The 25,042-nt window shown below is 71.7% G+C and carries 21 protein-coding genes; 9 read left to right on the top strand and 12 right to left on the bottom strand.

The window, feature by feature from the left end; translation table 11 throughout:
* Positions 1 to 140 precede the first annotated feature (140 nt).
* A complete protein-coding gene (locus tag ACZOOI_RS04960) occupies positions 141 to 3,371 on the bottom strand; it encodes an AfsR/SARP family transcriptional regulator (protein WP_465279595.1) in 3,231 nt (1,076 codons plus the stop codon).
* Between the two features lie 390 nt (positions 3,372 to 3,761).
* Here ACZOOI_RS04960 and ACZOOI_RS04955 point away from each other — a divergent pair, with 390 nt between their 5' ends.
* A complete protein-coding gene (locus ACZOOI_RS04955) occupies positions 3,762 to 4,982 on the top strand; it encodes a hypothetical protein (RefSeq protein ID WP_465279594.1) in 1,221 nt (406 codons plus the stop codon).
* 44 nt (positions 4,983 to 5,026) lie between these two features.
* Complete coding sequence (locus ACZOOI_RS04950; protein WP_465279593.1) at positions 5,027 to 5,371, top strand: hypothetical protein; 345 nt, start codon at positions 5,027 to 5,029, stop codon at positions 5,369 to 5,371.
* 8 nt (positions 5,372 to 5,379) lie between these two features.
* On the opposite strand, the gene ACZOOI_RS04945 is transcribed toward ACZOOI_RS04950, so the two are convergent.
* From ACZOOI_RS04945 to ACZOOI_RS04930, 4 genes are all read right to left on the bottom strand, one after another.
* Complete coding sequence (locus tag ACZOOI_RS04945) at positions 5,380 to 7,533, bottom strand: ATP-binding protein (RefSeq protein WP_465279592.1); 2,154 nt, start codon at positions 7,531 to 7,533, stop codon at positions 5,380 to 5,382.
* A 150-nt stretch (positions 7,534 to 7,683) separates the two neighbouring features.
* Positions 7,684 to 8,481: an ABC transporter ATP-binding protein gene (locus ACZOOI_RS04940; RefSeq protein WP_391584973.1), complete on the bottom strand. Its 798-nt coding sequence runs from the start codon at positions 8,479 to 8,481 to the stop codon at positions 7,684 to 7,686.
* A complete protein-coding gene (locus ACZOOI_RS04935; RefSeq protein WP_465279591.1) occupies positions 8,478 to 9,515 on the bottom strand; it encodes a FecCD family ABC transporter permease in 1,038 nt (345 codons plus the stop codon). The genes ACZOOI_RS04940 and ACZOOI_RS04935 overlap by 4 nt, the downstream gene beginning before the upstream one ends.
* Positions 9,512 to 10,534, bottom strand: coding sequence for a FecCD family ABC transporter permease (locus ACZOOI_RS04930; protein WP_391584975.1), 1,023 nt, complete (start codon positions 10,532 to 10,534; stop codon positions 9,512 to 9,514). Before ACZOOI_RS04930 ends, ACZOOI_RS04935 begins: the two co-directional genes overlap by 4 nt.
* Before the next feature lie 321 nt (positions 10,535 to 10,855).
* Here ACZOOI_RS04930 and ACZOOI_RS04925 point away from each other — a divergent pair, with 321 nt between their 5' ends.
* Complete coding sequence (locus tag ACZOOI_RS04925) at positions 10,856 to 11,533, top strand: hypothetical protein (protein ID WP_465279590.1); 678 nt, start codon at positions 10,856 to 10,858, stop codon at positions 11,531 to 11,533.
* Positions 11,534 to 11,690: 157 nt separating this feature from the next.
* Positions 11,691 to 12,452 carry a bestrophin-like domain gene (locus ACZOOI_RS04920; RefSeq protein ID WP_465279589.1) on the top strand — a complete coding sequence of 254 codons (762 nt, stop codon included), beginning with the start codon at positions 11,691 to 11,693 and terminating at the stop codon, positions 12,450 to 12,452.
* 162 nt (positions 12,453 to 12,614) lie between these two features.
* Here the strand turns inward: ACZOOI_RS04920 and ACZOOI_RS04915 are convergent, their stop codons facing one another.
* The 6 genes from ACZOOI_RS04915 to ACZOOI_RS04890 form a co-directional block, all read right to left on the bottom strand.
* Positions 12,615 to 13,283, bottom strand: coding sequence for a response regulator transcription factor (locus ACZOOI_RS04915; RefSeq protein WP_465279588.1), 669 nt, complete (start codon positions 13,281 to 13,283; stop codon positions 12,615 to 12,617).
* Positions 13,280 to 14,497 (bottom strand): sensor histidine kinase, encoded by a 1,218-nt coding sequence (locus tag ACZOOI_RS04910; RefSeq protein ID WP_465279587.1) that lies wholly within the window; start codon positions 14,495 to 14,497, stop codon positions 13,280 to 13,282. The genes ACZOOI_RS04915 and ACZOOI_RS04910 overlap by 4 nt, the downstream gene beginning before the upstream one ends.
* Positions 14,498 to 14,714: 217 nt before the next feature.
* Positions 14,715 to 15,275 carry an LppU/SCO3897 family protein gene (locus tag ACZOOI_RS04905; RefSeq protein WP_465279586.1) on the bottom strand — a complete coding sequence of 187 codons (561 nt, stop codon included), beginning with the start codon at positions 15,273 to 15,275 and terminating at the stop codon, positions 14,715 to 14,717.
* Positions 15,276 to 15,409: 134 nt separating this feature from the next.
* Entirely contained in the window at positions 15,410 to 15,829 is a 420-nt protein-coding gene (locus ACZOOI_RS04900; protein ID WP_465279585.1) for a PIN domain-containing protein, read from the bottom strand.
* Positions 15,826 to 16,059 carry a type II toxin-antitoxin system VapB family antitoxin gene (locus ACZOOI_RS04895; RefSeq protein ID WP_465279584.1) on the bottom strand — a complete coding sequence of 78 codons (234 nt, stop codon included), beginning with the start codon at positions 16,057 to 16,059 and terminating at the stop codon, positions 15,826 to 15,828. Before ACZOOI_RS04895 ends, ACZOOI_RS04900 begins: the two co-directional genes overlap by 4 nt.
* Positions 16,060 to 16,089: 30 nt before the next feature.
* The gene (locus ACZOOI_RS04890; RefSeq protein WP_465279583.1) at positions 16,090 to 17,007 is read right to left on the bottom strand and encodes a winged helix-turn-helix transcriptional regulator; all 918 of its coding nucleotides are present in this window, start codon (positions 17,005 to 17,007) and stop codon (positions 16,090 to 16,092) included.
* Positions 17,008 to 17,207: 200 nt separating this feature from the next.
* Here ACZOOI_RS04890 and ACZOOI_RS04885 point away from each other — a divergent pair, with 200 nt between their 5' ends.
* The 5 genes from ACZOOI_RS04885 to ACZOOI_RS04865 are packed head-to-tail and all read left to right on the top strand — an operon-like array spanning position 17,208 to position 23,896.
* The gene (locus ACZOOI_RS04885; protein ID WP_465279582.1) at positions 17,208 to 18,665 is read left to right on the top strand and encodes a carotenoid oxygenase family protein; all 1,458 of its coding nucleotides are present in this window, start codon (positions 17,208 to 17,210) and stop codon (positions 18,663 to 18,665) included.
* On the top strand, positions 18,662 to 20,470 hold the full coding sequence (locus ACZOOI_RS04880; protein ID WP_465279581.1) for a class I adenylate-forming enzyme family protein: 1,809 nt from the start codon (positions 18,662 to 18,664) through the stop codon (positions 20,468 to 20,470). Before ACZOOI_RS04885 ends, ACZOOI_RS04880 begins: the two co-directional genes overlap by 4 nt.
* Entirely contained in the window at positions 20,467 to 21,696 is a 1,230-nt protein-coding gene (locus tag ACZOOI_RS04875; RefSeq protein ID WP_465279580.1) for an acetyl-CoA acetyltransferase, read from the top strand. The genes ACZOOI_RS04880 and ACZOOI_RS04875 overlap by 4 nt, the downstream gene beginning before the upstream one ends.
* Complete coding sequence (locus tag ACZOOI_RS04870; protein ID WP_465279579.1) at positions 21,693 to 22,889, top strand: acetyl-CoA C-acyltransferase; 1,197 nt, start codon at positions 21,693 to 21,695, stop codon at positions 22,887 to 22,889. The genes ACZOOI_RS04875 and ACZOOI_RS04870 overlap by 4 nt, the downstream gene beginning before the upstream one ends.
* Positions 22,886 to 23,896 (top strand): LLM class F420-dependent oxidoreductase, encoded by a 1,011-nt coding sequence (locus ACZOOI_RS04865; protein ID WP_465279578.1) that lies wholly within the window; start codon positions 22,886 to 22,888, stop codon positions 23,894 to 23,896. Before ACZOOI_RS04870 ends, ACZOOI_RS04865 begins: the two co-directional genes overlap by 4 nt.
* Positions 23,897 to 24,526: 630 nt before the next feature.
* Here ACZOOI_RS04865 and ACZOOI_RS04860 read toward each other — a convergent pair.
* Positions 24,527 to 25,030 carry a tetratricopeptide repeat protein gene (locus tag ACZOOI_RS04860; RefSeq protein WP_465279577.1) on the bottom strand — a complete coding sequence of 168 codons (504 nt, stop codon included), beginning with the start codon at positions 25,028 to 25,030 and terminating at the stop codon, positions 24,527 to 24,529.
* Between the last annotated feature and the right edge of the window lie 12 nt (positions 25,031 to 25,042).

The following is a 25,042-nucleotide window of genomic DNA, read 5'->3' as shown; positions in this document are numbered from 1 at the left end:
GGCAAAACGTCGCGCGGACCCCGCCTGCGCTGTTAACGTTCCTGCTGCGGAACCCGGACACCGTTCCCCGTTCCGCGTAAGGTCAAGCGTTTTCGAGAGGCTCTGGTTTATGGCTCATCTATTTTACGTGCCCGCGACCTTTATGATGGGCGCGGGTGTTCTCTGGGCGACCGTGGGCCCCTGGTTCTTCCCTGGTCTCGTGTAGGTCGGCATCCGGGGTCGTCGGGGTCGGCGAGCGCGTTGCGCGCTTCCTCGGCCTCGGCGGCGCCCAGTCGTTCGTAGAGGGCCAGTGCCGACGACCAGAACGGGTGGGCGGCGCGTGCGCCGTCGAGGGTCTCGGTGGTCCGGGCCAGGCCGGCGAGCGCGTGGGCTTCCTCCAGCTCGGTGCCCATCTCGTGGGCCAGTTCGGCGCTCGTGCGGTACGCGGCCCGGGCGCCCGCCGGATCGCCCAGGTCGAGGTGGGCCCGGGCGAAGCCGGCGGCGGCGCGTTGCCGGTGCAGCACGTCGCCGATGCGCTCGGCGATCGCCCGGCCCTGGCCGAAGTGGGTGAGCGCCTCGCGGGGAGCGCCCATCGCCAGACGGGCCAGGCCGCTGTTGATCTGTGTGTCGGCCTCGCAGCGCAGATCGCTGATCTCTCGGTAGATGTCCAGCGCCTGGGCGTAGCGCTCCAGTGCGCCGACGGGATCCCCGCGCGCCAGCAAAACCTGGCCGAGATTATTCGTGAGTATCGCGAATTCGGCGCGGCTGTTGCTGCGGCGGGCCACCTCGAGGGATTCCAGGTAGTACCGCTCCGCGTTGTCGAAGTCGTTCTGCAGGAAATACAATTCGCCGATGTTATTGAGGATTTTCGCCAGTTCGCGGCGCTCGCCCAGGGATTCGTAGACATCCCGTGCGGTGAACAACCGGCTGGTGGCCTGTTCGTATTTCCGCAGGTGCCCGAGGGCGACCGCGAGATGCAACAGAATACCGGCCCGACCGTGTGGATTGTCGATCTCGCGGTGCACCGCGAGCGCGCGATCCAGGTGATTCAACGCGGCCGTGAAACGGCCCGCGCGCACGTGCGTGGCGCCGAGTTCGGCGAGTGCCTCGGCCTGGCCGCGCAGATCCTTCGCGTCCTCGGCCAGTGCCAGGGCCTCGGCTCCGTCCGCGAAGGCCGCTTCGTGTGCGCCCAGGCGCCACTGGATCGATGCGCGCTCGATCAGCAGATGCGTCTCCGCCCTGGGCTCGCGGGTGCCGGCTCGGCGCCACGCCGCCAGCGAGGCGGTGTACAGGTCACGGGCGATCTCCCACGATCCCCATTGCAGCAGCGACCGGGTCAACACCTCCGGCAGGAACCGGATGTGCTCGGGCGACTCGGTGCCGGCCAGTCGCGTGGCCGCCACCAGGTTCGAGCGTTCGCGGCCGAGCCACTCCTCGGCCTCCTCGGCCGTGGTGAATGGGGCCTGCGCCCGATGCGCGGGAACCGGTACCAGCCCCGAGCGTCGCCCATGCGGATAGGCGAGCCGGTCGGCCTGATCGGCCAGATCCAGATACAGGTCGAGTACCCGCCCTACCGCGTCGGCGCGTTCGCGATCCGGCTCCTCGCGGTGCGCCGTGTGGAGCGCGAAGTCGTGCACCAGGTCGTGGAAGCGGTAGCGGTCGTGGGCGGGTTCGTCCACGAGATGCGCCTCCACCAACTCGTCGATGCCGCGCCGGGTTTCGTCCGCCCCGAGGCCGCACACCGCCACCGCCGCGGGCCAGGACGGGTCGGGGCCGGGATGCAGGGCGAGTCGGCGGAAGACCGACCGGGCGGCCGCTCCCAACTCCGCGTAGGACAGGTCGAACGCCATCGAGATACCCGGCGGCGCGTCGATCACGTCCAGCCGCCGGGGCGCCTCGGCCAGGCGCGCGGCCAGATCGCGCACTCGCCAGGCACGATGACGGAACCGATTTGCAGTGAGTTGCACCGCCAGCGGGTGATTTCCGCACCGGTTCACGATCTCGTCGACCAGCGCGCGGTCCGCGTCGTCCAGCCTGCGCGACTCCTCCGCGATCCGGGTGAACAGCGCCGCGGCGTCCGCGGTGTCGGGCACGTCCAGGGACAACGAGCCGGCGCCCTCGAGGTCGGTGAGTCGGCGCCGGCTGGTCACCAGGACCCGGCACCTGGGGCTGCCCGGAAGCAGCAGGCGCACCTGCGCGGCGTCCCGGACGTCGTCGAGCACGATCAACGCCCGCCGGTCGGCCATCTCCCGCCGCCACTGCGCCGCCCGCAGTTCCCGGGTGAGCGCCAGGTGTTGCGCCGGCATGCCCATCGAGATCAGCAGCGACCCGAGTGCCTCGGTCGGTTCGATCGGCGACTCGTGCGGGTCGTGTGCATGCAGGTTCAGATACAACCGGCCGTCGGGATAGCTCGCCCGCATCCGGTGCGCGGCGTGGATCGCCAGACAGGTCTTGCCCACCCCGGCCAGGCCGGAAATGACGGTGATCGGCAGCGCGGTTCCGATGTCGTCCTCGCGGAGCAGCCGGGCCAGTTCGGCGGTGCGGCCGATGAAGTGGCGGGTGTCGCGCAACAGTGTGTCGGGCGCCGTCGCGGGCGCCGGCCCCGCCGGCAGCGCCCGGATCCGTGGTTCCCGTCGAGCCTGTGCGGGCACCGACAACGCCGGGTCGCGGTGCAACAATCGGGTGTGCAGTCGCTGCAGGTCCGGGCCCGGATCCGCGCCCAACTCGGTGCTCAGTCGGGCCCGGGTGCGCCGGTAGGTCTCCAGCGCCTCGCTGTAGCGCCCGCACCGATACAGCGCGAGCATCAAATCGGCCACCACCGGCTCGGCGACGGGGTGCCGCGCGGCCAGGTCCCGTAACTCGCCCACGACTTCGGCATGGCGGCCCAGGCCGAGTTCGAGGTGGATGCGCCGCTCGCGGATCTGTCTGCGCTGTTCCTTGAGCTTGCCTCGCATGGACTCCAGCCACAGGCCCGGCAGTCCCGCGAACGGCTGGCCGCGCCACAGTTGTTCGGCCGCGCGCAACAGTTCGGCCGCCGCTGCCGGATCCTCGGTGGCGCCGGCCTGTTCGGACAATCGGCGAAAGCGGCGGAAGTCCACCGCATCGGCATCGACCAGCAGCCGATAGGTGCGCGAATCCGAGGACAACCGCACGCCGTCACCGGCGGCGCGCAGTCGGTTGCGTAATCGGGAAACGTAGCTGCGCAGGGTCTCGACCGAGGTGATCGGCGGCTCGTCGTCCCACACCCGACTGATCATCGAGTCCGTGGAGACCGCGGCGCCTTCCGCGCTCAACAGAACGGCCAGCACGCACCGTTCCTTGACCGATCCCAAGGAGTGCTGTGTGCCGTCCACCCAGAATTCCATCGGGCCCAGCACACGGATCGACAGCACCGCGTCATCCCCCCACCCCAGTTCTCCTGGCCGACGCGCCCCCGGTGCCGAGGTGTCGTCCAACCACTGTGGCACGTTCTGCCACAGCGCCACCAGAAGCGACACCCGCGATTCGACCGGAAATCGCCTATGCGTGACGGCTCATTCCGCTTGGCCGTGTGTGCACCGGGCCATTGCAGAGTCATTGCAGTCGACCTGCAAGGAATTCATCCGGTGAGTCGGGGATGTCCATGTTGTCGACGGTGATTCACCGTATCGACGGTATCGGCTCGATCCACGGTATCGACCGAACCGACCGACCTGACACAACCAGAGGAACCAGCCGAACCAGCCGCCCGGCCACGGGGGAACGGGGCCCGTCCGGTGGTGACGACGCTCATGGAGGCATGGATGACGATCATGGCAGGCGACAGGAGACCCGTACCCGTCCGACCGGACGCGGCGCGGTGGACGACCCGATCGGCGGTGCGGGGAGTGCTCGTCGTGGTGCACAACGTCACGTCGGGCCAACGCTTGATCGAGGCCGTTCGGCTCCTGGAAGGGGATCTGCGGGTAGAGGTGTTCTTCACCATGGCGCCCACCGTGTTCTCCGCGGGCGTCGAGGAGTTTTTGGACCGGCTCGGAGCCACCACGTTGCCGTGGCAGCGCGCGGTGGACATGCGGTTCGACCTCGCGTTGGCCGCCGGGCACGGTGGATTGCACGAACTGAACGCGCCGGTGGTGGTGATGGCGCACGGTGCGGGGCACAACAAGCTGGTCGCCGCCCCGCGCCGCGGGCGGGCGGTCGCCGCCCGCGGGACCTACGGGCTGTCCGCGCAATGGCTGATCCGGGACGGCCGGTTGGTGCCGACCACCATCCTGCTCGCGCACACCGAGGAGCTGACCCGGCTCGGCACGACCTGCCCGGAGGCGGTGGCCGCGGCCGTGGTCGCCGGCGATCCCAACTACGACTGCCTGGTGGCGAGTCGCCCGGATCGGGCGCGCTATCGCGACGCGCTGCGGATCGGCGCCCGACAGCGACACATCGTGGTCACCTCGACCTGGGGCGGCAACTCGCTGCTCGGCCGCACCCCCGAACTGCTGCATCGCATGACCACGGAACTGCCGCGCGACGCCTACCGGGTGACGGCGCTGATGCATCCGAACGTGTGGAGCGGGCACGGCGCCTGGCAGGTGCGCTCCTGGCTCGCCGACTCGTTGCGCGAGGGCCTGACGCTGATCCCGCCGGAGGACGACTGGCGGGGTGTGCTGGTCTCGGCGGACTGCGTGGTCGGCGACCACGGCTCGCTGAGTCTGTACGGAACGGCCACCGGGGCGCCGGTGGCACTGGCGACCTACCCGGAGGCGGACATCGATCCGGCCTCGCCTCTGGGCGAGCTGGCCGAGTTCGCGCCGCGGATCCGGCATCGCCGATCGATGCTCGCGCAACTGTCCCGGATCCCGGAGGAGTTACGCCGCGCGGACTACGCCCGGGTGGCCGCCCGGATCACCTCCCAGCCGGGTGCCTTCGCGAGGAACACGCGCGGCCTGATGTACCGCCACCTCAAGCTGAAGGCGCCTGCGAGCCGACCCTATGCCCGGGTCGCCGATCTGCCCGGACCGCTCCGATGACGGGGCCCGCCGGATGCCCGGGGGCGGGATCGGTCGATCGTGACGTGCTCTCGGTCACCGTGCTGATCCGTTCCAGCGACGGCCGGGTCACCCTGGACGAACACACCCGGGCCGAACTTCCGGGCGACGAAGGGGCGTTGGCCGACGTCGTGGTGGTCGCCGAGGACGGCCCGCCGTCCTGGACCCGATTGCTCGACCGGGACCGCGAGTTGGCTGCGGCGCATCCAGGCGCCCTGGTCACGGTGATCGCCTGCGGGCCGGATCTGGCCCTGGTGCGGCTCGGCTCCTCGGCACCGGGCGCGGCCCGGCGCACGAACACCGCCGCGGTGTGGCCGGTCTGCGCATCGATCCTGCACGCATTGACCATATGGGAGGTGGTCCCGCGCTGAATCGCGGATCACCCCGGCGGCCCGAGATCGCGCAGCCGCGCGCGAACGACCTCGGCCGCCGGGGTCCGCACCGTGCCGTACGACTCCAGGGCCTCGGCGTACAACTCCCGTGCCCGATCCAGGCGCTCGCGCCGCTCGGCCGATTCGGCCAGCGCGGACAACACATGGGCCGCCTCCACCCGGGCCCGGTGCCGGCGAAGCACCTCCAGGGCGGCGGTCAGGCGCACGTCCGCCTCGTCGTACCGGGCCGAAGCCGACAGCGCGCGGCCGATCAGCGCCTGCGCCCGAGCGGCGTTGTACTCGTCGCCCACCCGGACCAGTTCGGCCCGGGCCGCCTCGGCATACTCGACGGCCCGGTCCGGCGCTCCCGAGCGCAGCGCGACGTCGGCCCGATTGAACCGGGCCAGTGCGGCCGGGCGATCGTCGCCCAGCGCCCGACACCGCTCCTCGGCCTCGCGGAACGCCTCCGCCGCCTCGTCCAGTCGCCCCAGGCGAAGCAGCGCCAGGCCGGTGTAGTTGCGGGTGCGAGCGGCCCCGACCGCGTCCCCGGAATCCACACACACCCGGCTCGCCGCGGTGAACATCCGCAGCGCCGCTTCGTGGCCGCCGGCGCTCAGTTCGCACAGTCCCCCCGAGGTCGACATCCGCGACTCGGCCGCCGGATCGGCACACTCGCGCGCCGCGCGCAGGCCGATCTCGTGCGCCGTACGGGCCTCGTCGAAGTACTTGCCGCGCAGGAACAGCGGCCACAGCGCATCGGTCAACTGCCATGCGACGTCCGGGAGTTGTGCGCCCACGGCGCTTCGAATCGCGGCCAGCAGGGTGACCCGATGCCGCTCCAGCCAGAGCAATGCGGCGCTTTGGTCGGCGAATTCCACCCGCGGCACCTCGGCGTGGGCATAGCTGCGCGTCAGCGAGGCGTGCTGGGGTTCGAGCAGCACCTCCGCGCCGGTGGCCGTGGCGAGGTAGTGGTCGAGTATCGCGCGCAGCGCGTCGGCGCGCTCGGGGGCCGGGCGCTCGCACATCTTGGCGACCGCGTGCAGTCGGATCAGATCGTGGAACCGGTAGCGTCCGTCGGCGGCCTCGGTGAGCAGGTTGCGATCGACGAGGGTCTCCAACACGAGTTCCGCGGCATCGGGGTCGCCGTGCTCGCCGGCACCGAGCACGGCGGTGGCGACGACCGGCCCGAAGTCCGGTCCCGGATGCACCCCGAGCCCCCGGTAGAGCAGGGCCGCGGCCTCGGGCAGATCCCGATAGGACACGTCCAGCGCGGCCCGGACGGTGTGGTCCCCGTCCAACGCGAGCGCGTCCAACCGACCACGCTCGTCGGTCAGCGCCCGCACCATCGTGGTGATCGGCCGGTTGGGCCGCGCCGCCAGCCGCGCCGCGGCCACCTGGACGGCGAGCGGGAGTCGCGCGCACAGGTCGACCAGCTCACCGGCCTGGACCGGCTCCTCGCCGACCCGGTGGTCGTTCATCGTCGCCGCGAGGAGATCCACCGCGGCCTGCCGATCGAGCGGTTCGAGGTGGACCGGAACGCCGCCGTTCACCAGCAGCCCGGACAGCCTGCTGCGGCTGGTCACCACCGTCACATTGGAGCCGGCCGGCAACAGCGGTCTGACCTGGGCCGCGGTGGCCGCGTCGTCCAGCAGTACGCCCATCCGGCGTTGCGCGGTCAACGACCGGTACAGGCCCAACTGTTCGGCCGGATCCCGCGGCACCTCGCCCGCCGGCACACCGAGTCCGCGCAAGAAGCCGCCGACGATCTCGCTCCACTGCGCCGGCGGACCGCCGCCGTGCCCGCGCAGGTCGGCGTACAGGCGGCCGTCGGGGAACTCCTCGCCCAGGTCGCGCAGTCCGGCCAGGGCGAGCGTGGTCTTGCCCACTCCGGGCATGCCGCTGAGCAACACGATCGGGCCGCCGTCGGCGCGGAGCAGGCGGCGCAACTCGCCCAGTTCGCGAAGCCGGGCGATCATCGGCGGCCCGGGCGGCAGTTGCCAGGGCACGACCGCGACGTCCGGACGCTGTACCGAGAAGTGAATGCCGCCGTGCACGGTCCGGGCCTGCACACTCGGGCCGTACACGGTGCCGCCGAGTTCGTTGTGACCGGTATCCGAGGGACGAACCGGCCCGCCGGCGCGCCCGTCGTCGATCTCCGACACGTGCGCCCCCGTCCGTCGCGGTCGGAACCGCCCTCACGCGTGGCCGAACCCGACCCGGTGGGCGCAAGGGCATTTTGGATGTTTGTCGCGTAGGGGGCCCGCGAAACCTCCCGAGGGTGTGCAGCAGCGCCGGCCCGGCCGAACCGACGCCTACCCGGCCTTGCGGGGTTCCCCCGGAACGACCATCGGCGCACCGGTGACCGGACACGGGATGACCACACACGCGAGCCCGAAGACGTCGTGCACCAGGTCGGCCGTGACGATCTCGGCGGGGGCGCCCTGCGCGACGATCGAGCCGTCGCGCATCGCGATCAGGTGGTCCGCGTAGCGGCACGCCTGGTTGAGGTCGTGCAGCACGGCGACCACGGTGCGTTCGCGGGTGACGTTCAGCTCGCGGACCAGGTCCAGCACCTCGACCTGGTGTGCGATGTCCAGGAACGTGGTCGGCTCGTCCAGGAGCAGGATGCCGGTGCCCTGCGCGAGCGCCATGGCGATCCACACCCGTTGCCGCTGGCCGCCGGAGAGCTCGTCCACGTAGCGGTCGGCGAGTTCGACCACGTCGGTGCGCCGCATCGCGTCGGCGACCACCTCCTCGTCCTCGTCGGACCACTGCTGCCACCAGCGCTGGTACGGCTGCCGGCCACGCGCCACCAAGTCGGCGACGGTGATGCCCTCGGGCGGTACCGGGCTTTGCGGCAACACGCCGATCCGCCGGGCGATCTCGCGCGTGGGCAGGTCGCGCAGCGCCGCGCCGTCGAGCAGCACGCTGCCGGAGACCGGCTTGAGCAACCGGCCCAGCGAGCGCAACAGGGTGGACTTGCCGCACGCGTTCGGGCCGACCACGACGGTGACCCGGCCGGCGGGCACCTCCAGGTCCAGATCGCGCACCACGATCCGGTCCTCGTAGCCGAGCGTCAGGTCGCGAGCGGCGAGCCGATGGGTGGTCACGAGGCGCCTCCGGCACGGGAACGGGTCAACATCCACAGCAGGTACGGGCCGCCGACGGCCGCGGTGAGCACGCCCACCGGCAGCTCGGCGTTCGAGATCAACATGCGTGCGCCGATGTCCGCCGAGACCACGATCAGCGCGCCCAGCAGGGCCGAACACACCAGCGGCACCTGCGGGGTCCGGGCCAGCCGGCGGGCCACCTGCGGCGCCACCAGGGCGACGAAGTCCACCGGCCCGGCCGCCCCCGTCGCCACCGATGCGAGCAGCACGCCGACCACGACCAGGCCCAGCCGGATCCGGCCGAGCCGCAGCCCCAGGGCGATCGCGGTGTCGTCGTCGAAGCCGGCCGAGCGGGCCGCCCGCGCCGCCCACACGATCGCCGGGACGAGCGCGAGCAGCACCCAGAACAGCGGCTCGCCCTGGGACCAGCCGCGCCCGTTCAGGCTGCCCGACATCCACACCTTGGCCTGCTGGGCGAGGGTGATGTCGGCCTTGGTCAGGAGCAGGTTGGTGACCGCGGTCAGGGCCACCGAGATGCCGACGCCGATCAGGACGAACCGCTGCGCGTTCAGGCCGCGGCGCCAGGCCAGCACGTAGACCAGGAAGGCCGCGATGCTGCCGCCGGCGACCGCGGTGAGCGGCGTCGCGGTGGGTCCGCCGAGGCCGAAGACCAGGCCGAACACCACGGCCGCCGCGGCGCCGTGCGAGACGCCGATCACGTCCGGGCTGGCCAGCGGGTTGCGGGCGACGGTCTGGATCAGCGCGCCGGCGATGCCGAAGGCCAACCCGACCAGCAGCCCGACCGTCGTACGCGGCAGTCGCAACGTCTCGACCACGATGCTCTCGTCGGCACCGGACAGCACGTCGAGCACCTCGCCGGGCGGGATGAACCGCACCCCCACGCACAGGCTGAGCAGGAAGACCGCCGCGAGCAGGACGGCCAGCACGCCCGCGACCACCGCGGAGCGGCGATGCACGAGGAACGAGAAGCGCGGGCGGCGGACCAGGAGATGGCCGTACGGGCGGTCGTTCATCCGGACACCACCGGCTTGCGGCGCACCAGCACCACCAGGATCGGCACGCCGATCAGCGCGGTCATCGCGCCCACCTCGACCTCGGCGGGTGGGAAGACGATCCGGCCCAGGACGTCGGCGACCAGCAACAGGATCGGCGCGAGCAGCGCCGACATGGCCAGCACCCAGCGGTGATCGGTGCCCACCAGGGCGCGCGCGGCATGCGGGACGGCCAGGCCGACGAAGGAGATCGGGCCGGTCGCGGCCACCGCGACGCCGGTCAGTACGGTCGCCCCCAGGCCGCCGATCACCCGGATCCGGTTCACCTTGTGACCCAGCCCCTTGGCCACGTCGTCGCCCAGCGCGAGCGCGTCCAGGCCGCGTGCGGTGGAGGCCACCAGGAGCAGGCCGACGCCGACGAACGGCAACATCTGCCAGGCCACTTCGTCGGTGCGTCCGGACAACGAGCCGACCAGCCAGAACCGGTACTGGTCCAGCGTGCCCTGATCGGTGGTGAGCACCAGGGTGATCACCGCGCCGAGCGTGGCCGCCAGGGCCTGCCCGGACAGGGCGAGCTTGACCGGGGTGGCGCCGCCGCGCCCGCGCGCCGCGACCGCGTACACCAGCACCCCCGTGCACAGCGCGCCGGCGAAGCCGAACCACACGTATCCGGTCAGGCTGCTCACACCGAAGACCGAGATCGCGGTCACCACGCCGGTGGCGGCGCCGTTGCTGATGCCCAGGATGCCGGGCTCGGCGATCGGATTGCGGGTCAGCCCCTGCATGCAGGCCCCGGCGATGCCCAGCGACGCGCCGACCAGGAGCGCGACGGCGGTACGCGGCAGGCGCATGGAGTTGACCACGATCGCGTCGTTGGAGTCGCCGCCGTGCACGAGGGCGTCCAGGACGACGCTCGGTGCGATGGCTCGGCTGCCCACGGCGAGGCTGAGCAGACACACGGCGGCGAGCACGAACAGGGCCGAGACCAGGTAGAGGACTCGGCGCTCGATCGGGCGACCCCGCGTCGGGAGGACATTCACTGGAGAAGGCTAGGCTGGCCTAATATGTCCGGCTCAGCCGGGGGCCCGACATCACCCAGGGTCGCCGGACGACTGCGCCGGCCGCGCCCGGGGACCCGCCGCCGACGCGTCCCCGTCGACGGTGGACGCCGCCTCGACCCGGGCGGCTCGTGTCGTGCTCTTCGGCGGGTGTTCGGTGCCTTCGGCGGCGGTCCGCGGGTGCATATCAATCGGTGGGCAACTCCGCTCAGGATGTGCGTATTTGACGGTAGCTCTACCCTTTCGAGTGAATCCGGTAGAGATTCGGGCCAAAGCCATCCATTCTGCCGGATGATCGTTCTCATGAGCGCATGGGGTCGGGCGCGCCGGTGGGGGTGCGTGGTCGGGGCGGGGGCCTTGTTGGCTGCTCCGGCCGGTGTGGCGTGGGCGGGGTCGAGTGCCGGCGGCGGCCGCACGCCGGGCACGAGTGTGGACGTCTGCGTCTCGATCGGCAGTTCGCCCGGGGCGAGCGTGCGGGTCGACGTGATTCCGGCCACCGGGCCGCCGACCGGCGGGATCGGGCTGAAGGTCGATTTCCGGCTGGTGCGGGACGGCTCGTGTCGGCCCACGTCCAAGCCGTCGCCGTCGCCGACCAAACCCAAGCCCACGCCGTCTACGCGACCGCCGACCACGGCACCGCCGAAGCCCACGCCGGTGCGTACGCCGCCGCCCGCGGTTCGGTCCACGCCGGTCGCGGTCGTGGTGCCCGAGTCGACCCCGCCGGTGCGGCCGACCCCGCCGGCCCCGAAACCGCCGAGTACACCGCCGCCGACGAGTCCGCCGGTCGTGACTCCGCCGCCGCTGCAACCGATCGCGGTCCGGCGTCCGGTGGTCCGCCCGCCCGCGGCGGCACCGCCGGTGCGCGGGACGTCGATCGTCACCACGACGCTGCTGATCACCGCGCCCGCGGTCCTGGCGGGCGCCGCGCTCAAGCCGCGTGGACGAGCCGGCGCCCGCGGTTCCGGCGGCGGTTCGCGCTGAGGCCCGGCATAGCGAACTCCTGCGGTTCCCGCAGCGGTTCCGCCCGCCCGATTCGTCGGTGGCGGGCGGCTGCTCGGTTCTCGTCCGGGCGCTGTGGACTGCACTCCTTCCGTCCTTGCGCTCGGCTCCATCGGAATCCTCGATCCGGAGGTCACCCATGACCCATTGGGTTGTACTGGCGCTCGCGATGGCCGCGGTGTGCGCGGTCGTCCTGGCGGTCGTCGTGCTCAAGTCGCGCCGGTTGCCGGACGACGACGATCCGTCGGCAACCCCGGACGTACTCGAATACATGACGATGATGATCGGCGTGGTCTACGCGATCGTGCTCGGCCTGGCGATCGCCGGTGTGTGGGAGGGGAGGGGCGCGGCCGAGGACGAGGTGCGGCACGAGGCGCAGGCGCTGCACGAGGTCAGCGAGCGGGTCCGGGTCTATCCGCCGCCGGTGCGCGACCAGATCCGGGCGGACATCGACGCCTACGTGAAGTACGTGGTCCAGAAGGAGTGGTCCTACATGGCCGACCACGGCGAACTCTCCGATCGCGGCTCGAAGTTGTTCGAAACGGTGCGGCACAGGGCGACCGACTTCGTGCCGCAGGGCGACCAGGAAACGCAGATGTACCAGCCGATCCTGGACCAGATCGCGATCGCGGACGACGCCCGTCAGGCGCGTGGCGGGCAAGCCGGTTCATCGATGCCGGGACTGGTGTGGTTCGGCCTGATCGTCGGCGCCGTGGTCACCGTCGGCATGATCTTCACGCTGCAGATCCGCAGATCCGCACCGGAGTTGATCGTGGCCGGGCTGTTCAGCGCGCTGATCGCGTTCCTGCTGTTCCTGATCTGGGACCTGGATGCGCCGTTCGGCCAAGGCATGACGGCGGCTTCGGACGCGTTCGTGTCGCTGTTCCCCGGAGCCGGATAGCGGGCCGGCGGCGGACGCGTGGAGGTGGCCGGGCGCCGGCGAGAACGCGGCGCCCGGCCGGCGCTCGGGAGACGGAGGGTCTGATAACGGGCCTGGGAATGTGGCCGCCGAGTCGGGCCCGGTGCCGCAACCGGCGCCGCGGTCGCCCCGTGCGCCGCCGGCTCAGGTGTCGGAGGCGTCGTGCACGAGGAGGGCGATCTGCACGCGGTTGTTCAGGTCGAGCTTGGTCAGCAGGCGGGAAACGTATGCCTTGACGGTGGCGATGCTGATCGAGAGTTCCTTGCCGATCTCGGCATTGGTGTGGCCCTTGCCGACGAGTGCGGCCACGGCGCGTTCGCCCTCGCTGAGGCGGTCGAGTGCCGCCCGGGCGCGGGCCCGGCGCGGGTCGATGCCGGCCGCGGCCACGTAGGTCATCATGCGGCGCATCACGTCGGGGGAGAGCATCGGTTCGCCGCCGGCGACGCGGCGGATCGCCTCGATGATGTCCGGCGGCGGGGTGTGCTTGAGCAGGAAGCCGCTCGCGCCCGCGCGCATCGCCTTGAGGATGTGGTCGTCGGTGTCGAAGGTGGTCATCACGATCACCTCCGGCGCCTCCGGCCTGGCCCGCACCGCGGCGGTGGCGGCCAGCCCGTCCACCCGGGGCATCCGAATGTCCATCAGGACCACGTCGGGGCGATGTGCGTCGACCGCGCCGAGCACGTCGGCGCCGTCGGCCACTTCCGCCACCACGCGCACGTCGGGCAGCCCGGAGAGCATCATCGAGAGTCCGGCCCGCACGAGCGCGTCGTCGTCGACGACGAGGACCCGTACACAGCCGTCGGCGGTAGTCATTTGGCCAACGGTAGCCAGACCCGGAGTCGGAAGTCACCGTCACCGGTGCGCCCGTGCTCCAGTCGGCCGCCGATCAGCGCCACCCGCTCGCGCAGCCCGATCAGGCCGGCGCCGGCACCGGGAATGCCGCTGCTCGTGTGACCGAGCGGCAACCGGTTGACCACTTCGATGGCGAGGCCGTCCTCGGGGGCCGGTGCGACCAGCACGTGCACGTGTGCGCCGGGAGCATGCTTGCGGGCGTTGGTCAGGCCCTCCTGGACGATCCGGTAGGCATGCCGGCCGGTGCGCCCGGACACCGAGGGGAGGTCGGCCAGGTCGAGTTGCACGGTCGTACCGGCCTGTCGGGACTCCTCGATCAGCGCGGGCAGGTCGCTGAGCACCGGTTGCGGGCGCTCGGGCTCCTCGCCCTCGGTTTCGTCGGGGTGGGCGCGCAGTACGCCGATCACCTCGCGCAGGTCTTCCAGCGCCTCGAACGCGCACTGGCGGATGACCTCGGCGGCGCGTGCCTCCTCGGGTGTCGCACCGGCCCGGTATTCGAGTGCCCCCGCGTGAATCGCGAGCAGTGAGATCCGGTGCGCGAGCACATCGTGCATCTCCCGGGCGAGCCGCTCACGTTCGAGATGGCGGGCCTCCTCCACGCGCAGCCGCTGGCCCTCCTCGGCCTGCCGGGCGCGCTCGCGCCAGGACGCGGTGAGCTGCCGCTGGGACCGGATGAGCATGCCGGTGACCACGGCGATGGTGATCAGCAGGAGCATCGCCAGGACGCCTGTCCAGTACGAGCGTACGGAGTCCGCGCCGACCCAGAAGGTGCCTGAGATCAGCGCGACCTGGAACGCGGCGACGGATACGCTGATCCGCCATGGTCGATGGATCGCCAGGTTGAGCAGGACGACCGGGCCCGAGCCGGTGACGGCCGCCGAGAAGAATCCGACGACCACCCAGACCACGGCGAGCCGGGTCGGCCGGCTGCGGCGATACAGCAGCAGGGCCGCGAACATGATGCCGCCGAGGACCGCCTCGACCCAGACGTTCGGCGCCTGGTCGTCCTCCTCGAGCGCGGTCGCGAGGATCATCGAGCCGAACACGAGCGCGCCGAGGGCGTAGCCGAGGTCGGCGGCCCATTCGCGGCGGGTCCGCGCCGGGCGGTTTGCCGGGCGCGTGGGGGCGACCGGCTCGGCTGCCGGGTCGTCGGGGCGGGTGCGGATCTTGAACACGTTCGCAGCCTAGGCAGTGCCACCCCGGCTTCGGCAGTGACCGGGAGTCGACGCCGTCATCGACTTTGGTCTGCGTTCGCGAGCCGGGCGGCGCGTGCTCTCGTACGCGGGATGGGGCCGATCCGAGTCACCGGCGGGCCGCACGGGCCCACCACCGGACCGGGCCGACATACCGCCCATGCGACGGCCCCGCCCGCCGCGTCGTACCGCGCGCCGCTCAGCCGATCTCGGAGAGGCAGTACGTGCTTCCGTAGGTCGGGACCCCGTTGCGCGTCCAGTAGCTGGAGTACGTGTAGTCCGCGCCGCTGACGTTCTCGCACGGCCTGCCGGCCGTCGTGTAGGGGAACACGCGCAGGACCTTGAAGTTGGCCTTGGGGTCGGAGCACCCGACCGATTGCAGTTGCTCCTGGCTCCCGCTCGTGTTGATCCTGCCGCTGAGGCATTCGCCCTTGTCGTACGCGGTCTTGGTGCTCTCCGGGGTCGCCGAGGACTGGGCGGTCCTGGTGGCCCGGCTCGTGGCCGACGGGTACTCGCCCGACCGGGTCGTGGTCGACCCGGGCGTCGTCGGCGCGTAGCGCGGGACGAACAGCGCGGACGCGGAAGCGGAAGCCGTACTCGTGGCCGAGGTGGAGACGTGCGCGGTGTTCTTCCCGTCCCCGTCGCAGGCCCCGACCAAGAGGAGTACGGCCGACACGGCCACGATCACCCCGAACGGTGTGCGCCCGCCGATCGACCCGATCCGATGGTTCATCACGATGCCCTTTCCGTGCCGTGTCATCCACTCGGCGACACCGCTGAACCATGGCCGCCCCCGATTCGCCTCGGCAACCGAATCGCGCGCAATCAAGGGGACTCCCTCACCCACCACACCCGACAACCACCACCCGGGCGAGGCGCCGGAGCATGCGCGGGTCAGTCCGCCCCGACGGTCCTGATGTCGCGCTGATGCGGCTCCTTGCACACGTCCGCCACCGTCGCGAAGTCGTTGTCGACGTGCAGCACGACGAGGTCATGGTGGACGGCCGTTGCACAGACCAGGAGATCCAACGGTCCCGCCGCGCGATGCCGGCCCTGCTGGGTGAGTTTGTACTGCGCGGTCTCCACCCAGCGCCAAGCATTCTTCGGGACTTGTACCGGGCTGCACAGATCGTCGATCAGGTCGGCCAACTCGTCACGATGGGCCGGGCCGATTGCGGAATACAAGAACTCGACGCGGGTCGGTTCGCAGATGTGCAGCGCTCCCGCTGCGGCGTGGCCCTCCCAGGCGCGACCGGCTCCGGGAGTGCGGAACAGGTGCCAAAGTGCGGAAGTGTCAAGGAGGTATCGGATCACTCGAAGGCCGCCCGCCGGGCCTTCTTCGCCGCAGCGTGCGCCTCCGCCGCCTGATCGAACTCACCACGCATGCCCCGCTCGACCAGATTCTCCAGCGCTTCGAGGCGCTTGACCCGGGCCACATAGTCGCGAAGCGCGGCGTTGACCGTTTCCTTTTTGGTCGTCGTGCCCATGAGGCGCATTGCCTCGGCCAGAGCTTCGTCATCGAGATCTATTTGGGTGACCGACATCCGTTCCTCCGATGTTGGTTATGTGGGCAATCAGTGTACTTGACCCACATCGACCAAGTCGGCGTGGAGTTCCGTGTTGCAGGCGTTGCAGGTCCAGCGGGGGATCAGTGGGTTGTCGCAGGTGACGTGGGTGATGCGGACGCCGGCGAGGCCGTCGGCGGTGAAGCGTTGTTCGGACCAGGCGATCAGGAAGGCGAAGGTGGGGAAGAAGTCGTGGCCCTTGGGGGTCAGGCGGTAGCCGGTGCGCCGGGCGCCTTCCTGGAGCGGGACGCGGGTCAGGATGCCCTCGTCGGTGAGCAGGCCCAGGCGGGTGGTCAGGGTGTGCGGGGCGGTGTCGTGCAGCAGGCGTTGGAAGTCGCCGAAGCGGTGCACGCCCAGAAACGCGGCGGCCAGGATCGCGGTGGAGGTGCGATCGGCCAGGACGGCCGCCGCGGCGATCGGGGAATGCTCGCTGGTCGCGGCGGCCGAGCGGTGGTAGCGCCGCCTCGGGTTGGTGGCCGCGGCCGGTATCGCGGGGTCGCGCACCGCGGCGGTGTCCCGCGCGCTCACCCCGATCGCCCCGCACGCGCCGCAGCCGAAGATCGGATCGAAGGCGTGTCCGCAGGTCAGGTGGCGTGGGCGGGCCCGGACCCGAAGCGGCGAGGTGGGCGCCCAGCGGCGGTCCCAGGCGTTGATCGCCACGAACGCCGGCCACAGGTCCTCGCCCGCGTCGGTCAGCCGGTACTCCTGGCGCGGCCCGGCGACGGTCAGCACACCGTCGGCCAGCAGATCACGCAGCCGTCGGGTGAGCACCGGGTCGGAGATGGCCAGCGCCGACTTGAGGTCGCCGAACCGAACCGGGCCGGCCAGTGCGGCCCGCACGATCAGCAGATTCCACAGGTCGCCCATCACCAGCAGGCCGTGACCCAGCGAGGTGGGGGTGGGGGGCGGGGCGGGGGCAGTCTCCATGGGCGAAGTATTCCTTCGGTCGCATGCACGGGCGCGACGAGGCTCCGGAACCGGCCGCGACCGGCGGTCCCGGGAGCCTCGAATGCTTCGAGAGCACTCGATCCGACTACTTCCACTCTAGAAGTATTCGATTCCTCGGGTTAGCCTCCCGGCATACGCGCGTCCCCGTCCGGCGAGTTCGAACCGATCGCGGAGTGGCCATGAACGACGAACCCGGCATGGTGATCAAGCCCGTCGAAGACGGTGAGGAGAATCCCTATCTGCTCGGCGTGTATGCGCCCGTCGTGGACGAGATCTCCGCCGACGATCTGGAAGTGATCGGCTCGATTCCGACCGACCTCAACGGTGTGTACCTGCGCAACGGCCCGAACCGCCGGTTCCCGGCGACCGGCCGATACCACTGGTTCGACGGCGACGGCATGATTCACGGGCTGCACTTCGAGAACGGTCGGGCGCGGTACGTGAACCGCTGGGTGCGCACCGAGGCGTTCGAGGCGGAGAGCCGGGCCGGCCGCGGGTTGTGGACCGGCGTGATGGAGGACCCCGCGGGCAACCCGTTCGGCAACGGACACGGCCTGGGACTGAAGGACTCCGCGAACACCGACGTCACCTTCTTCAACGGCCGGCTGCTGGCGAGTTGGTACCTGTGCGGCAGCCCGCGCGCCTTGGACCCGCTGTCGCTGGCCACGCTCGGCCCGGAAACCTTCCTGGGCACGCTCACCGGCGATTTCATGGCCCACCCCAAGGTCGACGAGGCGACCGGTGAACTGTTCTGGTTCGACTACGGTCCCGAACCGCCGTACCTGCGCTATGGCGTGGTCGGCGCGGACGGCAGGGTCGCACACACCGCGACCATCGACCTGCCCGGCCCGCGTCTGCCGCACGACATGGCGATCACCGAGAACCACGCGATCCTGATGGACCTGCCGCTGATCCAGGACCAGGAGGCGCGCCGACAGGGCCGGTACAAGCTGCACTTCGATCGCACCCTGCCGTCCCGGTTCGCCATCGTGCCCCGGTACGGGGACGGTTCGCGGGTGCGCTGGTTCGAGGCGGCGCCCGGGTACATCTACCACGTCGTCAACTCCTGGGAGGAGCCCGGCGAGATCGTGCTCGACGTGTGCCGGGTCAAGGACCCACAGCATCAGCCGCGGATCGACCACCCGCTCGCCCGGATGCTCGCCTATCTCCGGCTGGATGCCCAACTGTGGCGCTACCGCTTCGACTTGAGCACCGGACGGACCGCCGAGGGCCCGCGCGACGACGACAACACCGAGTTCCCCACCATCGACTCGCGCATGGTGGGCCGGCGCAACCGCTACGCCTACAACGTGCACATCGCGCGCGGGGACACCCTGCTCTTCGACGGCATCGTGCGCTACGACCTGCATACCGGCGAACGCCTGGACCACCGCTTCGGCGCCGGGCGGTGGGGCTCCGAGGCGCCGTTCGCCGCGCGCGACGGCAGTACCGGCGAGGACGACGGATACCTGGTGTCGTTCGTGACCGACGAGCGCGAGGGTCGATCCGAGGTCGTCGTGCTGGACGCGGCCGACCTGACGGCGGGGCCGGTGTGCCGGATCCTGCTCCCGGTGCGGGTGCCGGTCGGCTTCCACGCCACCTGGGTGCGGGCCGACCAGCTCGGAGGCCGGGGATGAGACTGCACACCGCCGAGCAGGCCGCGCGCTACGCGCCGTGGTGGGGCGGTCCGACCTGGGACCGGACCTTCCGCGACCGGGTGGCCGAACACCCGGACCGCACCGCGATCGTCGACCCGCCCAACCGCAGCACCCTGATGGACGGCGCGCCCAAACGCCTGACCTGGGCCGAACTCGACGCCTACGTCGATGCGTTGGCCGCCGTCCTGCTCGATCGCGGCGTGGTGCGCGACACCGTGGTCGGCGTGCAACTGCCCAACTCGGTCGAACTCGCCGCCGCCTACCTGGCGATCACCCGGCTCGGCGCGATCGCTACGCCGTTCCCGGTGCAGTACCGCGAGTTCGAGTTGGAGGAGCTGGCCCGACTCGCCGACGTCCGGGTGTTCGTCACCGCCACCCGGGCGGGCTCGTGGCGTGCGGCGGAGGCGATCGTGGGACTGCCGCTGTCCGGGCTGCGGGCGGTGCTGGCCTTCGGTGACGACGTGCCCGAGGGCGTCACCGCGCTCGACGTCGCGTGCGCCACGGCCTCCACCCGGCTGCTCGACCGGTATCCGCACCGCCTGGACACCGACTCGGGCGACTGCGTGACGATCTGCTGGACCTCGGGAACCGAGGCCGTGCCCAAAGGGGTTCCGCGCTGCCCCGACGACTGGGCGCCGATGGCTCTGGGCAGCATCGACGCCGCCGAGCTGACCGACCGGGACGTGCTGCTCAATCCCTTCCCGATGGTCAACATGGCGGGCATCGCCGGGATGTTCCTGCCCTGGTTGATGACCGGCGCGGTGCTCGTGCAGCATCACCCCTTCGATCCGGGCGTGTTCCTGGGCCAACTCGTCGCCGAGCAGGTCACGTACACGGTGGTGCCGCCCGCGCTGCTGACGACGATGTTGCGCCGCGACGACCTGCCGGCCGGGGCGCTCGCGTCGCTGCGCGTGGTCGGTTCGGGATCGGCGCCGCTGACCGAGGAGATGACCGCCGGCTGGGCCGAACGGTTCGGCATCGAGGTGATCAACTACTTCGGCTCCAACGAGGGCGCAAGCCTGGCGGCGGACCCGGGCACGGTGCCCGATCACCGCGACCGTGCGCACTACTTCCCGCGCTTCGGCTCACCCGGACACACCTGGTCCAACCGCGCCTCGCACGGCATGCGCAGCCGGTTGGTGGATCTCGCCACCGAGGTGGAGATCACCGAGGTCGGGGTGCCGGGCGAGTTGCGCCTGAAGGGGCCCGGGGTGTTCTCCGGGTACGTCACGCGTGATCCCCAGGCCCGCCTGACCGCCTTCGACGAGGACGGCTGGTTCCGTACCGGGGACATGTTCGCGTATGCGGCCGACGCGTCGGGGGATCCGCGCTGGTTGCGCTACGTCGATCGGGCCAAGGACATCGTGGTGCGCGGCGGGATGAACATTTCCGCGGCCGAGGTGGAGGGCCACCTGGTGGCCCATCCGGCGATCACCGAGGCCGCGATCATCGCGCTCCCGGACGCCGTGCTGGGCGAACGGGCGTGCGCGGTCGTGGTGGTCGCACCCGGCCAACGTACGCCGACCCTGGCCGAACTGACCGCGTTCCTGAGGGGACGTCACATCGCGGTGTACAAACTGCCGGAGCGGCTCGAAGCGGTCGAGGCGCTGCCCCGCAACCCGGTCGGCAAGGTCCGCAAGGCGCAATTGCGCACCCGCTTCGCGGAATCCGCGGCAGGCACGGCCTCGGCGGCGGCTGCCGACGCGACGACCGGCTCGGCGGCGGGGCCGGGTGCGTCCACCGGGTCCGCCGTCGAGGACCGCCCGGAAGGAGGCGACTCATGAGCCCCACGCCCCTCTACATCCTCGGCGGCGCGCAGACCGATTTCGCCCGAAACTGGACCAAGGAGGGCCTGGGCCTGGTCGACATGCTGCGCGAGGTCGCACTCGCCGCGGCGGCGGACGCGCGGGTGGATCCCGGTGCGATCGAGGTCGTGCACGTGGGCAATCTGGCGGGTGAACTGTTCGCGGGGCAGGCGCACCTGGGCGGCCTGATGGTCACCGCCGTACCCGAGTTGGCCGGCCGGCCGAGCATGCGGCACGAGGCGGCGTGCGCGTCGGGAAGTTGTGCGGTGCTCGCGGCCGGCGCCGATCTCCAGGCCGGACGGTACGATCTCGCGCTCGTGGTGGGTGTCGAGCTGATGCGCAATGTGCCCGCGAACGTGGGCGCGAGCCATCTGGGTACCGCCGCGTGGGCCGGACACGAGGCGCCGGGTGCGGAGTTTCCGTGGCCGACGTTGTTCGCCGAGATCGCCGACGCCTACGCCGCCCGGTACGGCCTGGACCCGGCCCATCCGGGCGCCTTCGCGGCAGGCGCGTTCGCGAACGCCGCACGCAATCCGCTCGCCCAGGCCCGGGACTGGGTCTTCGCGCCGGCGGCCTTCACCGCCGACGACGCGGCCAATCCGCCGGTCGCGGGCCGGCTGCGGCGCACCGACTGTGGTCGGATCACCGACGGCGCCGCCGCCGTGGTCCTGGCCTCGCCCGCATGGATGGCCGAACACGGCCCGGATCCGGCCGGGGCGGCGTGTGTGCGCGGCTTCGGGCACCGCACCGACACGTTGTCCCTGGCCGCCAAGCTGGCCCGGGCCGACGAGGCGGCGATGTTCCCGCAGTTGGCCGGGGCGGTCGCGGACGCCTACCGGCGGGCCGGGCTGCGCGGCGCCGACGAGGTGGACGTGGCCGAACTGCACGACTGCTTCAGCATCACCGGCCTGGTGGCCCTGGAGCACCTGGGCGTGTGCGGCCCGGGGGAGGCCGGACGCCTGGTCGCCGACGGGGTGTTCGGGCCGGGCGGCCGGTTGCCGGTCAACCCGGGCGGTGGACTGCTGGCCCTGGGTCATCCGGTCGGCGCCACCGGGGTGCGGATGGTGCTCGACGCGGCGCGGCAGGTGACCGGTGGGGCCGGGCCGATCCAGGTCGAGGGCGCGCGCACCGCGCTGACCGTCAATGTCGGCGGCTCCTTCACGACGGTCGTCACCATGATCGTGGGCCGGGGCGCGGACGCGTGACCGGGGACGTGTACATCCTCGACGCGGTGCGGACGCCGCGCGGGAAGGCCTCGCCGCGTGGCGGGCTGGCCGGAGTGTCGGCGCCTGCCCTGGTCGAGCACGTGCTGACCGCGTTGGTGGCGCGGACCGGGGTCGATCCGGCGGAGGTGGACGACGTACTGCTGGGCTGCGCGGGGCAGGTGGACGAGCAGGGCGCCAATCCGGCGCGCACCGCCGTGTTGACGCTGGGCTGGCCGGACGTGGTGCCCGGGCAGATGATCAACCGGTTCTGCGCGTCCGGGATCGACGCGGTTTCCTCGGCCGCGGCCCTGGTCCGGTCCGGGCAGGCCGATCTGGTGATCGCGGGCGGGGTCGAATCCTCCTCCCGCGTGCCGATGTTCGCGGACCGCGGCCCGTTGTGGACGGACGCGGCCGTGATCGAGCGGGTCGGCGGCGTGCACATGGGGATCGCGGCCGACGTGGTGGCGACCGAGGAGGGCTACGACCGCGCCGAGTTGGACGCCTACGGGGCGCACACCCAGGAACGCGCGGCGCGCGCCTGGGCGCTGGGCCGGTTCGCCGACGCGGTGGCGCCGCTTCCGGGCGGGTTGGCCCACGACGAGCATGTGCGGCCCGGTACGAGTGCGGATGAACTCGGGAAGCTGGAACCGGCGTTCGCCGAGCTTGGGGCCGCCGGTCAGGACGCGCTCGCGCTTCGGCACCTGCCGCATCTGGGCCGGATCCGGCATCTGCACACTCGGGGCACCTCGCCATCGGTGGCGGACGGGGCGTGCGTGTTGTTGCTCGGCACCCTCGCGCGGGCGGAACGGCTGGGCTTGTGGCCGATGGCGCGGGTGGTGTCCTCGGCCGCGGCGGGCAGCGATCCGGTCCGGATGTTGACGGCGGGTCAGCGGGCGATCGGCAAGGCGCTGGTCCGGGCCGGGCTGGGACCGGCGGATTTGGACGTGGTGGAGTTCGCCGAGGCGTTCGCCGCGCTGTGTCTGAAGATTCGTCGCGAACTCGGTTTCGGGGACGACCGGTTCAACGTGAACGGCGGCACGATTGCGATGGGGCACGCGTTCGGCGCCACCGGCGCGATCCTGGTCGGCGCGTGTGCGCGTGAACTCGTGCGCTCGGGTGGGCGATTCGGAGTGGCGGCGGTCAGCGGGGCGGCGGGGTCGGGGTCGGCCGTGGTGCTGGAGCGGGTGACGTGAGCGGGGAGGGGATACCCACCGGGGCGGGCCTGTCGGTCTCGCTCGGCCTGTGGCAGGACCGTCCGGCGGCGGAGGCGCTCGCGACGGCGCGGCTGGCCGACGAACTCGGCTACGACGAACTGTGGCTCGGTGAGATGGCCACCTACGACGTGTTCGCGCTGGCCACCGCGGTCACCGGGGTCACCGAGCGGATCCCGTTGACCGTGGGGCCGTTGGCGGTGACCGTACGCGATCCGGCGACCATCGCGATGGGCGTGGCCTCGGTCCGGGCGCTGACCGGGCGGCGGGTGACGGTGGCGCTGGGAACGTCCTCGACGGTGGTGGTCGAGGAGTGGCACGGGCGCTCGCGGGCCCGGTCGGGTGTCGCGTTGGCGGAATCGGCCCGGCAGACGCGGGAGTTGTTGGACGGTGCGAGGTCGGATGGGCAGGGGTCGGTGCTGCGTTCGCGCGGGTACCGGCTGCGGTTGCCGGCGCCGGGCGGATCGGGGTTGACGGTCGCCGCGTTCGGGCCTGCGGCGATCCGGACGGCGGCGCGGTATGCGGATCGGCTGGTGCTGAACCTGGTGTCGGTGGAGACGGCGGGGGAGCTGATCGGTTCGCTGGAGCGCGCCGCAAAGGAGGCCGGGCGGTCGCGCCCCCGGGTCGCCGCGTGGGTGTGTGCGGCGGTGGAGGTGAAGCCGGGGGCCGTCGTGGCGGAGGGGACGGAGCAGTTGCGGCGCGGGTTGGTGGGGTATCTGGCGGCGCCCGGGTATGCGGAGATGTTCGCCCGCGCGGGCTTTGCGGAGCTGGTCGCGTATGCGCGCACGCGGCCGCATCCGCGGGAGTTGTGGGCCGCGATTCCGCCTTCGGCGGTTGCGGCGGTGGGGGTCGTGGGGTCGGTGGCGCAGGCGCGGGAGCGGATCGCGGCGTATCGGGGGGTGGGGGTGGACGAGGTGGTGCTTGTGCCTGCGGCTACGGCGGGGGATCCGGCTGGGGCGGCGACGTTGTCGGCGCTTTCCGGTGGGTGACGCCTTGTCCTCATGGCCGGACGCGCTTGGGTGGTCCGGGCCGTTTGTCCTCAGGCGCCGGACGGGCTGGGGGTGCCTGGTTCGTTTGTCCTCAGGCGCCGGACGGGCTGGGGTGCCTGGTTCGTTTGTCCTCAGGCGCCGGACGGGCTGGGGTGGCCTGGGCCGTTTGTCCTCAAACGCCGGACGGGCTGGAGGGGTTGCTCGGACGGGCTGGGGTGCTCGGACGGGCCGGAGGGTGGGGCGGGACGGCCTGGGTGGGTTGGGTTTGCAGGCGTGCGGATTGTGGGCCGGGGCTTGGGGTGTCCTCAAACGCCGGACGGGCTGAGGGGGGTTGCCCGGGCGGGCTGGTGGCACTCGGGTGGGCAGGCCAGGGTGCGTGGGTGAGCCGGGGCGTTCAGGCGGGCCCAGGGTGTGTGGGCGGGCCCGGGCGTTCGGGCGGGCCAGGGTGCGTGGGCGGGCCGGGGCGTTCGGGCGGTGTGTGGGCGGGCCCGGGCGTTCGGGCGGTTGGGTGGGGCGGGGGTTTGGTGGGGAGGGATTGGTGGGGACGGGGGTGTTCGGACGGGCTGGGGGAGGGGTTGATCGGGTGGGCTGTTGGGGGTTTCGCCGGCGGGGCGAGCGCGGCTGGGGGCGCTATGTGTGTGTTGCGTCCAGGTCGGTTGCGTAGAGTTCGATGGCTTTGCGGTAGGGGGTTACCTGGGGGTCGGTGCTGGTGGTGGCGATGACGCGGAGGAGGGATTCGACCGCGGTCTTGGCGTCGCCGGCGTTGTACAGGGCCATGGCCAGGAACGTGGTCAGGCCCGCGTCGTCGGGGAATTCGGTGAGGCCGCGGCGCAGGATCGCCACCGCCTTGTCGTGTGCGCCGAACGCACGGTACGTGCTGCCCAGGCCCAGGAACGCGCCCAGTCGGTCCTGGGCCGCCAGGCCGTCCCCGATCAGGGCCCATTCGTAGAACGGCACGGCCTCGCGCTCCAGGCCGAGCACGTCGTGCGCCCACGCCGCCTGGTAGGCGATCTGCGCGTCGCCGGGGTGTTGTTCGACCAGCGGCACCAGCCGCGCCCGTGCCTCCTCGGCCCGACCCGCCTCGCGCAGCGCGATCGCCTCGGCCAGGGCGGCGTCTCGTTCGTTCCCGATCATCCGGGCAGTCTT

It is taken from the genome of Embleya sp. L77, from assembly GCF_055557415.1.
Note: the sequence above shows the minus strand (reverse complement) of the source record. Positions and strands in the feature narration are given on the sequence as shown.